Here is a 7,123-nt window from a genome sequence, read left to right as displayed (position 1 = left end):
CGAATCCAGCGAGCGGCTCGGCCGCCGCAGATGGGTCATCGAGCGCACCATGTCCTGGCTGACCGGCTACCGCAGACTCAACCACCGCTACGAGCAAAAACCAGGCAACTACCTGGCCTTTCTCGGACTGGCAGCCGCTCTCTGCTGCTACAAACGATTCCTCAAACTGACCATGTAGGACACGGTCTAAGAAGGACCCCATACCGCGGGCGAGCTGTCGGGCCATGTGTCGTGCACCATCCGTTCCGGCCCAAGAATCATGCTCAGGCGCCGCACTGCAGGTCGCAGGTCAGCAAGCCGGGACACGTCCGGGACGCATGCTGACCGTTTGCTGACTTCCTGACTTCCTGACGCTTCGCCAGGTGCCCCGGGAGGGCCCGCTCGCCGCCCCCGAGCCCCACCACAACAACACCGCGAGCCTACGCAGCTCTCCCCCGCGGGTATCCGTGATCACCGTCACCCCAGCGCGGTCGCAGCCGCGTCGCGCGCGGCTTTCCGAGCCGGGAAGGACGAAGCGCCCGCCTCGGCCCGCGCCCCCGCCCTCTCCCCGCCCGATCCCCACGCCGTCCGGCACGGCGCCGGGACGTCGCCCTGCGCGGGCCGCCCCTCGCGTTCGACACATGAAGAGTCGAGGTCGGGCAAAGAAGCACACGACGAAACGCGGGGGATCATGGGACAGGACTCCTGGGCAATGACCGGCACCTTGCTCGCGACCTGGGCCATCCTGCGCACCGCACAGAAGCTCCGCCTCCACCAGATCGCGCAGACCGACGACACCGACACCTCGCCTCCCGAGAACGGTCCTGCCTACGACCAGGCGGCCTGACCTCTGTCGTCACCCAGCACAAGAGCCTTGCCGAACGGGGCGTCAGGGGCCGGCCCCTGCGTGGCCGCCTGGCGCTGGATGGCGGCGATCTACTCGCGGACCGGTACGGGGGCCGCGCGAGCCACGTATCCAGCGCCCGCAGACGCTCCAGCTCAGGCGGCACATCACGCATCGGTCAGGCCGCGTCCCCCTGCCGGTCCTCCAGGGTCAGCCGACGGAGCTCCACCCGGGCCGCGGGCGTCCAGCCGGCCGGGGTGGACCAGAACGGATGCCAGTGAATCCTGACCGACAGATGGAGCAGGCGGCGGCGCAGCTCGGTGGCATGGCGCGGGCGCGGTACGGCGAGGGCGCGGTAGGCGGCGTGCCACTCCCGCTGGGCGTGGATCAGGTCGTCGGGGTAAGGGAATGGGTCCATCCATTCATTAGAACCTACGTTCGATTTTTAGGGCCAGTCGACCGCCAGGGAGCCCCGTCCGCACCGACTCCGCCCGGTGGGTGTGTCACCCAGGCAGTACCGGGGAACTCCGGGGGACAGGCCGGAACGGCGACGTTCCCCAGGGGGCCGGGCCGGCCAAGGCTCCCCCGGTTCGGTCACGTGCCGATGGGAGCCGCCCCCCGGGGGGCTACTTCGCGCGGGGAAAGGTTCCGAGTTCGGTGACCTGGCGGGCGACTTCGCGGAGCTTGACGTTGTGGTCCTGCGAGTAGCGGCGCAGCGCGTTGAAGGCTTCGTTCTCGGGGATGTGGTGGCGGGCCATGAGGATGCCCATGGCCTCGCCGATCACATGCCGGGTCGCGACGGCCTCGGTGAGCTGGGCGTGGTTGCGTGCACTGGACAGGGCCACGGCGGCGTGGGAGGCGAGCACCCACGCGGCCGTCTCGCTGGTCTCGGTGAACCGTCCCGGGAGCCGGGAGTACAGGTTCAGGGCGCCGAGGTTCTCCTCGTCGGTGAACATCAGGATGCCCATCATGCTGCCGACCCCCAGTTCGGCGGCTGGAGCGGCGAACGCGGGCCACCGCTGGTGCAGGGCGGTCATATCGGCGATGCGGTAGAACCGCTCCCCGTCCCGGCGACGGGCCGCGTCGAAACACGGCCCCTCCCGCAGGCGCTCCTGCAACCGGTCGCTCTCGTCGACCATCTGCCCAGTCGCCGCAAGGGTCTGCACCTGGTCGCCCCGCATGATCATGACCCCGGCAGCGTCGCAGCCCTCGACCAGTTCCATCGCGGACGCCGCGATCCGATCCAGCGTCCCGGCCACCGAGTCCTGTTCCAGAAGATCGCGTGCCATCGCCGCTATCTGCTGGGCGAAGTGCTGCCAGTTCATGACCATCCCGTCATAGCCCTCGGGGGGCTCCGTTTTCCCCGATCCAACCAGCCGGACACTTGCCCCCGTATCAGACCCCACGCCAGGACGCTCGACCTTCGCTCTGTTCACGAGTCGTGAACAGAGCCAGTGCCCTGTGCTCACCCGGCCGGGGAAGAATGTCAGGGCCAGTGGGGTGGTGTGTGATGCCGGCATTGAGCAGGGCCCAGTCCTGTTCCGCTCGTTCCTGATCCGCTCGTTCCTGTTCCGCTCGTTGGCGGCGGCGTTCGCGCGTGTGCTCGACCCGTTCGTTCTGCACGCTCGCCAACACGTGCCGGGAGATCCTCAGCGACGGCCCCACGGCCGCACGTGCGCGCCGCACGCCTCGCCGTACTCAGCCTGCCCGAACCACCCACACCCCCAGCGACCTCTCCGACATCACGACCAACCCGCACCGGCCACACCTTGCCCGGGGCGCTGTTTCGGGCGAGCAGCGTCCAGGCACGCCCCTTGTCCGCTATGTGGCAGCGCTGTCCGGCCTCTCATCCGGGCGCGGGGGCACGGGCCGTTCACCAGCTGTCGGCGCTGGGTGGAGATGCGGGCTCCGCTGCCCCGCGTGAGGATCAGGAGTACGACGTAGCAGCCCGGGGGCTTCCGACCGGGCGTTCCCGGCCCTCCCTCGCCGAGCGGCGGTGCAAGGGCCCTGGAGGTGGAAGAAGTGCCGCGACCGCTGTGGGCTGGTGCGATCAGTTTCGGGCTGGTCACGATCCCGGTGAAGATCGTGTCCGCGACCGAGGACCATGACGTGCACTTTCATCGGGTGCACCTCGCGGACATGGGCCGGGTGCGGACGCGGAAGGTCTGCGAGATCGACGGCGAGGTCGTGTCCCAGGACGAGATCGGCAAGGGTTACGAGATCGCGAAGGACCAGACCGTTCCGGTGACGGACGAGGAACTGGAGCAGATGCCGCTGCCGACGGCGAAGGCGATCGAGATCGCCGCGTTCGTCGACGCCGGCACGATCGACCCGGTCCGCATCAGCGACTCCTATTACCTGGCCGCCGACGGGCAGGTCGCCGCCAAGCCCTACACCCTGCTGCGCAAGGCTCTGGAGCGGTCCTCGAAGGTCGCGGTGGCCAAGTTCGCGTGGCACGGCCGTGAGCGCCTGGGCCTGCTGCGGATCAGGGAGGGCGCGATCGTGCTGCACTCCATGAAGTGGCCCGACGAGGTCCGCAACCCGCAGGAGCTGGCCCCGCGCGAGGTCGAGGTCGCCGAGGAGGAGATCGAGCAGGCCCTGCAGCTGGCCGAGCGGATGACGATCGAGGACCTGGCCGGCTTCCACGACGAATACCGCGAGGCCCTGGAGAACATCATCGTGGCGAAGGCGAAGGGTAAGCCGTTTCCCGCCCCGGCCGAGGGCGGGCAGGAAGAGAAGGGCGAGGTCGTGGACCTGATGGCCGCCCTGAACGCCTCCGTCAAGGCCGCGAAGGAATCCCGCAGCGACGACGGTAAGGACGCCACCGTGCACGAGATGCGGACGTCGAAGAAGACCACCCGGAAGGCGTCGGCGAAGAAGACGGCCGCCTCGAAGAAATCCACGGCGTCAAAGAAGCCTGCGAAGAAGACGGCCGCCAAGAAGCGCAGTGCCTCCTGACCCTCCTCCCGTCCTGCCGAGGATCGAGCCGATGCTCGCCACACCCGGCCCCCTGCCACCAACCGGCGTGGCGGACCGGTGGGCGTTCGAGGTGAAGCAGGACGGCCAGCGGGCCATGGTCTACCTGCCGGGCGACGGAACCATCCTCATGCGCGCGCGTTCAGGTACGGACATCACCGCCGCCTACCCCGAACTCCTCCCCCTCGCCGACGCCCTCGGATCGCGGAGCGCCGTGCTGGACGGCGAGGTCGTGGCACTCGACGGTCACGGCCGCAGCGACTTCGAGCGCCTCCAGCAGAGGATGGGCCTCGCCGGCTCCCCTGCGAAGGTGGCGCGCATGGCGGCCCGGGTGCCCGCGCACCTGATGCTCTTCGACGTCGTGCACCTCGACGGCCGGCTCCTGACCGGCCTGCCTTACGCGGAGCGACGGAAACTGCTGACAGGTCTCGGGCTGGCCGGGCCCGCCTGGTCGACACCCGCGGCGATCACCGGGCACGGCGCCGAGGCATGGGAAATGGCCCGGGACGCCGGGCTGGAGGGGTTGATCGCGAAGCGGCTCACCTCCCGGTACGAGCCCGGGACACGGTCGAAGACCTGGGTGAAGATCAAGGTCCACCGCATCGCCGACGTCGTGATCGGCGGGTGGGTACCCGGGCGCGGACGGCTGGCAGGTCTGCCCGGGGCGGTTCTGGTCGGCGAGCGGCGCGATGGACTCCTCCACTACGCGGGCAGCGTCGGCAGCGGCTGGAGCGAGGCCGAACGCACCCGCCTCGCCGGCCTCCTTCACGTCGCGACCATCGACGCCTGCCCCTTCGCGCAGGCCCCGCCGGTGGCCGGGGCCCGGTGGGCTCTCCCTCGGCTCGTCGGAGAGGTCCGCTACACCTCCCGCACCCGCGCCGGACGCCTGCGCCACCCCTCCTGGCACCGGCTACGCCCCGACCTCACCCCCGACGACCTGGCATGACACTGCTCGGGGCGGTGCCGTGAGCGCAGACCGCCCGCCCCATCAGGCTGGAGCTGAACTGCGGTTGGCCACGGCTGTCCGTCTGGTTCGCCGGCGCCTGGGCCGAGCTCCAGAAGGACCCCGAGAACCGCCGGCTACGCCAGATCCTCGACCGACTCGTCGTCCGCGCCCAGTCCGACGGCGACATGCGCCCGGACGTCGGCGCCGGCGACCTGGCCCTGCTGATCGCCCAGCCTGTTGCGGCCCGTCCCCGACCATGAGGAAGGGCAAGACGTTCCTCGCCTGCCGCGGCCGCTACATGATCAATACGTACCCGGGGAGAATCACGGAGAACGCCTCCCTGCGGATGCGCCGGATCAGCACCGAGCTGCGCCGCGTCCTGTCGGGGTCAGACCCGCCCGAGCCGCGAAGCCGAAACGCCGCCGCCGGGCCACCCCCGCACCTGAGGACACCGGCCCGACGGGAGGCCCCCGTGGGGCGCCGCGCGGCGCAACGGCCGCCCAGCGCCCACACCATCTACCAGGCCTTTGCGAAGCCCGGCACCGGGGCGAGTTCCCGCTCCAGATTGCCCCAAGCGGCGCCGGAACCGGCCGATGTGAGGGTGACTGATCGCAGCCGCGGTGGTGCCGGCCGGGCCGCCGCGGGTCAGGCCGGCCAGGTGCCCGTGACGCGCCGGGTCGCCTGGGCGCCCGAGCGTTCGACGGTGGCCTTGACCACAGCGTAGATCGCGCCCTGCACGGCGGCGGCGAGGAGGATCTGCCGCCATGGGCGGTCCTCGTCGAGGGCGTCGGGGGCGTCGCCCTCGCCTTCGATCAGCTTCCACGTCTGTTTGAACGCGGCGCTCGCGATCAAGCCGCTGACCGCTCCGAGGGCGAACCCCATCGGCTTGTAGGCGATCTTGTACGACTTCGGCTTCGACTTCACTTGTCGCGTCCCCCCTTGCGGCGTATCAGCAGGAAGGCGACCAGCAGCGCGCCGCCCGCGAGGAGCGGGGCGCGGTTGGCGCGGGCGACCTTCGCGGCCCGGCCCGCCTTCTCCAGCAGCGGGTCGGGGGTACGGTCCGCCGTGAACCGCCCCGCCCGGGCCGCACTTTCGCGCACCTGCGTGGCGGCCTGCGCCGACTTCTCCTGTACGGAGTCCGGAGCCCTGTCCTTCACCGCCTGTGCGGCCTGAGCCGTCCTCTCGCGGATCCGGGCGGTGGCCGATACGGCCTGTTCCTTCACCGCCGCGGCCTTCTCCTTCGTCTGCGCCTTGACGTCGGCCTTGCCCGCCAACGCCTCGACGGTCTGACCGAGCTCGTCGCGCGTCCGCTCGACCTGCTCACGCAGTTCCTCGGGGGTGGGCGAACCCATCGCGTTCTCTGACTCGTCGTTCATCGGTGGGCCCTCTCCTTGACCTCGGCCACATCGGCCTTGACGCTGTCGATGGTCTGCTCCGGGGCCGGGGTTCCGGCCCGGGCGATCTGCTTCTTCCCCGCAAGGGCGGCCCCTCCGGCCGCTGCGGCCAGCACTACCGTGACGATGAGGGCCGCCGCCCACAGGGGCAGGGCCAGGGCGAGTGCGGCAATGCAGGTCGCCACCAGAGCCTGGGCCGCCAGGATCCCGATGATTCCCGCAGCGCCGAACAGGCCTCCACCCCTACCGAAGCGCTTGCCCTTCTGCGTCATCTCCGTACGTGCCAGCTGCATTTCCTCGCGGACCAGTTCCGAGATCTGCTGCGAGGCACGCGAGACCAGCACGCCCACCGGCTCATCGCTGGTGCTGGGAGCTTGCCGTCCTGCTGGGCTCATGATGAGGTCACCTAGCTCTTCCCTGTCGGAACCGGCACGTGAAGGCGGACCGCCGCGACGGAACCTCCGCATCCGGATATGTGCGGCTGTCGCCCGGCTACCCGCCAGCCGCGTCCGTACCCGTCCCACGGCGAGATGTGCTCACTTTTCCGGGCGGCGTTCCCCGCTCCGTGCTCTCGTTTCGCGAGGTTCGACGTATGGCTCCTCGCCCTCAGGGTGCCCACCTGCAATGGCACGCCGGCGGACCATCTCCGCGTCGAACTGAGGACCGTGACCGGCAGATTGGCGGTCGTGCTGATCCCTCATGGCCACCGTCCCGCCGCGTCGGCCTCGGCCCACGGCGGTGCGGGCGTCCATGGACAAGCGGATCAACGCCTGCGCGAGCGGTTGCGTACTCCCAGCTCAACCCATGCAACGACGAGCCCGCTTGTACCCGTAGTGGGCCGCGCCCCCGGCCGGCAGCCGGTCCGCCTCCGCTCGCACATCGGAGCGCATCGTTCACTCGATCGTGGTTTCGCCCCCTCTGGTGCCCGGTGCGTCGCGATCCTGGAGACAGGGGGCGTGACCTGCGCCTCGGACGCAGGGGGGC

General features: G+C 70.3%; 9 protein-coding genes and 1 pseudogene. 4 read left to right on the top strand and 6 right to left on the bottom strand.

Annotated features, from left to right (window positions below; genetic code table 11):
* Positions 1-178 (top strand): transposase (locus tag ACFWM7_RS07215; protein WP_383256137.1); only part of this gene is annotated, 178 nt, incomplete at its 5' end.
* 513 nt (positions 179-691) lie between these two features.
* Positions 692-826, top strand: coding sequence for a hypothetical protein (locus ACFWM7_RS07210; RefSeq protein ID WP_383256130.1), 135 nt, complete (start codon positions 692-694; stop codon positions 824-826).
* A 175-nt stretch (positions 827-1,001) separates the two neighbouring features.
* Here the strand turns inward: ACFWM7_RS07210 and ACFWM7_RS07205 are convergent, their stop codons facing one another.
* A complete protein-coding gene (locus ACFWM7_RS07205) occupies positions 1,002-1,241 on the bottom strand; it encodes a hypothetical protein (protein WP_383256128.1) in 240 nt (79 codons plus the stop codon).
* 208 nt (positions 1,242-1,449) lie between these two features.
* Positions 1,450-2,148 carry a GAF and ANTAR domain-containing protein gene (locus tag ACFWM7_RS07200; protein WP_383256126.1) on the bottom strand — a complete coding sequence of 233 codons (699 nt, stop codon included), beginning with the start codon at positions 2,146-2,148 and terminating at the stop codon, positions 1,450-1,452.
* 697 nt (positions 2,149-2,845) lie between these two features.
* On the opposite strand from ACFWM7_RS07200, the gene ACFWM7_RS07195 reads away from it, so the two are divergent.
* Entirely contained in the window at positions 2,846-3,781 is a 936-nt protein-coding gene (locus tag ACFWM7_RS07195; protein WP_383256124.1) for a Ku protein, read from the top strand.
* A gap of 31 nt (positions 3,782-3,812) precedes the next feature.
* Positions 3,813-4,745: an ATP-dependent DNA ligase gene (locus ACFWM7_RS07190; RefSeq protein WP_383256123.1), complete on the top strand. Its 933-nt coding sequence runs from the start codon at positions 3,813-3,815 to the stop codon at positions 4,743-4,745.
* A gap of 645 nt (positions 4,746-5,390) precedes the next feature.
* Here the strand turns inward: ACFWM7_RS07190 and ACFWM7_RS07185 are convergent.
* From ACFWM7_RS07185 to ACFWM7_RS07170, 4 genes and pseudogenes are all read right to left on the bottom strand, one after another.
* Complete coding sequence (locus ACFWM7_RS07185; protein WP_383256135.1) at positions 5,391-5,627, bottom strand: DUF4235 domain-containing protein; 237 nt, start codon at positions 5,625-5,627, stop codon at positions 5,391-5,393.
* Between the two features lie 38 nt (positions 5,628-5,665).
* Complete coding sequence (locus ACFWM7_RS07180; RefSeq protein ID WP_383256120.1) at positions 5,666-6,121, bottom strand: DUF3618 domain-containing protein; 456 nt, start codon at positions 6,119-6,121, stop codon at positions 5,666-5,668.
* Positions 6,118-6,534: a phage holin family protein gene (locus ACFWM7_RS07175; RefSeq protein ID WP_383256118.1), complete on the bottom strand. Its 417-nt coding sequence runs from the start codon at positions 6,532-6,534 to the stop codon at positions 6,118-6,120. The genes ACFWM7_RS07180 and ACFWM7_RS07175 overlap by 4 nt, the downstream gene beginning before the upstream one ends.
* Before the next feature lie 141 nt (positions 6,535-6,675).
* Positions 6,676-6,804, bottom strand: a pseudogene (locus ACFWM7_RS07170) (YihY/virulence factor BrkB family protein); the annotation flags it as partial.
* Positions 6,805-7,123: the final 319 nt, after the last annotated feature.

It is taken from the genome of Streptomyces sp. NPDC058375, from assembly GCF_042723425.1.
GTDB classification, from domain to species: Bacteria; Actinomycetota; Actinomycetes; order Streptomycetales; family Streptomycetaceae; genus Streptomyces; species Streptomyces durocortorensis.
This window is presented reverse-complemented; position numbering and strand designations above follow the sequence as displayed.

Excerpts from the sequence above, each read along its gene's own strand:
- ACFWM7_RS07175 (WP_383256118.1), bottom strand. The coding sequence starts at position 6,534 with ATGAGCCCAGCAGGACGGCAAGCTCCCAGCACCAGCGATGAGCCGGTG.
- ACFWM7_RS07180 (WP_383256120.1), bottom strand. The coding sequence starts at position 6,121 with ATGAACGACGAGTCAGAGAACGCGATGGGTTCGCCCACCCCCGAGGAA.
- ACFWM7_RS07190 (WP_383256123.1), top strand. The coding sequence starts at position 3,813 with ATGCTCGCCACACCCGGCCCCCTGCCACCAACCGGCGTGGCGGACCGG.
- ACFWM7_RS07210 (WP_383256130.1), top strand. The coding sequence starts at position 692 with ATGACCGGCACCTTGCTCGCGACCTGGGCCATCCTGCGCACCGCACAG.
- ACFWM7_RS07185 (WP_383256135.1), bottom strand. The coding sequence starts at position 5,627 with ATGGGGTTCGCCCTCGGAGCGGTCAGCGGCTTGATCGCGAGCGCCGCG.
- ACFWM7_RS07200 (WP_383256126.1), bottom strand. The coding sequence starts at position 2,148 with ATGAACTGGCAGCACTTCGCCCAGCAGATAGCGGCGATGGCACGCGAT.
- ACFWM7_RS07205 (WP_383256128.1), bottom strand. The coding sequence starts at position 1,241 with ATGGACCCATTCCCTTACCCCGACGACCTGATCCACGCCCAGCGGGAG.